2 protein-coding genes are annotated in these 2,243 nt (G+C 68.3%); one reads left to right on the top strand and one right to left on the bottom strand.

Features of this window, described 5'->3' with window-relative positions; all coding sequences use genetic code 11:
• The coding region (locus AC1VAN_RS19235; RefSeq protein ID WP_480986482.1) for an MFS transporter at nt 1–1,070 on the top strand (1,070 nt) is incomplete at its 5' end.
• A 3-nt stretch (nt 1,071–1,073) separates the two neighbouring features.
• Here AC1VAN_RS19235 and AC1VAN_RS19240 read toward each other — a convergent pair.
• Entirely contained in the window at nt 1,074–2,225 is a 1,152-nt protein-coding gene (locus AC1VAN_RS19240) for an alpha/beta fold hydrolase (protein WP_313115652.1), read from the bottom strand.
• Nucleotides 2,226–2,243: the final 18 nt, after the last annotated feature.

Consider the following 2,243-nt stretch of genomic DNA (forward strand, 5'->3'; position numbering starts at 1 on the left):
CCGCTGCCTGGGCACCGATGGTGCCCTTCGCCAAGGCCAAGGCCGGGTTGTCCGATGCCAGCCTGGGCGGGCTGCTGCTGTGCCTTGGCCTCGGCTCGCTGCTGGCGATGCCACTGGCCGGTGCGTTGACCGCGCGCCTGGGCTCGCGCCGCTTGATGATCGCGACCACGGCCTTGATCCTGCTCGCCCTGCCACTGCTGACGCTCGCCCCCACGCCGCTGGCACTGGGAGCAACGCTGTTCGTGTTCGGTGCGGGTGTGGGGGCGATGGACTGCACGATGAACATGCAGGCGGTGGCCGTCGAGCGCGATGCAGGGCGGCCGATGATGTCCGGCTTCCACGCGTTCTACAGCATCGGCGGCTTCATCGGCGCCGGCTGCATGACCGGCCTGCTGGTTCTCGGCACGCCCCTGTGGCTGGCGTCATTGGTTGCCGTGGCGGCGATGCTGCTGGTGGCCCTGTTGTCGGCACCGCACTGGCGCCCGCAGCGCATTCTGCATGACGGCCCGATGCTGGCCCTGCCGCACGGCGTGGTGCTGTTCATCAGCGTGCTCGCCTTCGTGGTGTTCCTGGCCGAGGGTTCGATGCTGGACTGGAGCGCGGTGTTCCTGGCCGAAATACGCCACGTGCCGCGCGACCAGGCCGGTGCCGGTTTTGCCGTTTTCACGCTGGCGATGACGGCGATGCGCCTGTTCGGCGATGGCATCGTCGAGCGCCTTGGCCGCACCCGTACCATCGTCATCGGCGGCATCACCGCTGCGGCCGGTTTCGCGCTGGCCACACTGGTGCCCTCCTTCGCCATGGCGCTGGTCGGCTACGTGCTGGTGGGCCTGGGCTGCGCCAACATCGTGCCCGCCCTGTTCTCGATGGCGGGCCAGCAGCGCGCGATGCCGGAGAGCATTGCGATCACCGCAGTCACCACGCTGGGCTATGCCGGCATTCTTGCAGGCCCCGCAGCGATCGGCGCGCTCGCCCATGCCACCAGCCTGGGCTTTGCCTTCCTGTGCGTGGCAGCGATGCTGCTGGGTGTAGCGGCATCTGCACGTTCGCTGGCCCGCCGCCTGCCCTGAAGCTCAGCCGCGTGCTGGGGTTTTTGCGGGTGTGTCGACGCCATGCACCAGCCATTCGGCCTGGGCCGGCAACTGCGGTGCCGGACACGCGGCTTTCGGATGGTGCTCGTCGCGCGCCATCCAGTCATCGACCACTCTGGCCAGCAGGTCCAGCCGCAGCGGCAGGGTGATGTGATCTTCGCCGCGCATCTCGATGTAGTGCGCACGCGGATTGGCCTGCGCCAACGCGCGGCCTTGGCTGACCGGAATGTGCTGGTCGCCCTGCCCGTGCAGCAGCAGCACGCAGGCGCGGGTATCGGCCAGCGCGCGGGCAACATCCACCTTGTCCAGATCCACGTCGATGCGGCGGCTGGCGGCGGCCACCACCTGGTTGATGTCCTGGCTGCCGTAGCGCCAGCGTGCATACGAAGCGATGGCCTGTGCCTTCAACCCTTCCGGCTGCAGGGCCATCAGATGCGGAATCATGGTGCGGATCGCAACCCCGGCATTGGCGAACGATTCCATCGCCACCACGCCGGCGACCTGGTCGCCCAGCTTGTCGGCGGTGAACAATGCGGTGGCAGCGCCGTAGGAAACACCGAACAGGTACAGCGGGCCGATCACTTCGCCGCGCGCGCGCAGTTCGGCGATGACATCCACAACATCGTCCGACTCGTAGGTGCCGTAGCCGGAGGGACCGGCGCCGGACTGGCCATGGTTGCGCAGGTCCAGGGTGATCACGCGGTAGCCCGACTCGGCCAGCTGCAGCGACCATGGCAGCATCGAATCACCGTTCATCATCCAGCCGTGCAGCAGCACCACAGTGCCGCGCGGCGCCTGCGCGCGGAACGGCTGCGGTACGGACAGGCTCAACCCGGTATCCAGCGGCAGGCCGTTCTGGTGCTGCTGCGGCAGGTAGTGGTAGCGCGCACCGTAGTCGCCCGGATCGAAAGCACGCCAGAAGATCGGCACGCCATCACGGCCCGGGGCGAAGCCATGCCGGTTCGGCAGCGCGGCCACAGCTGCGGCGATACGCGGTTGATCAAGCAGGGGCGAGACGCCACCGGGCGCGATCAGGCGGTCGCTGAGCGAGGTGGACGAGGCCGTCATCGAGGAAGAGCATGCAGCCAGCCACAGGCCGGCGCACGCCAGCAAAAGCAGCAGCAGGCGCTTCATGGGCAGTCAGGGGAAAAG

The organism is Stenotrophomonas sp. 05L44_2 (genome assembly GCF_056665995.1).

What these genes read in the sequence shown, in the direction of transcription:
- AC1VAN_RS19240 (WP_313115652.1), bottom strand. Translation starts at nt 2,225, where the DNA reads ATGAAGCGCCTGCTGCTGCTTTTGCTGGCGTGCGCCGGCCTGTGGCTG.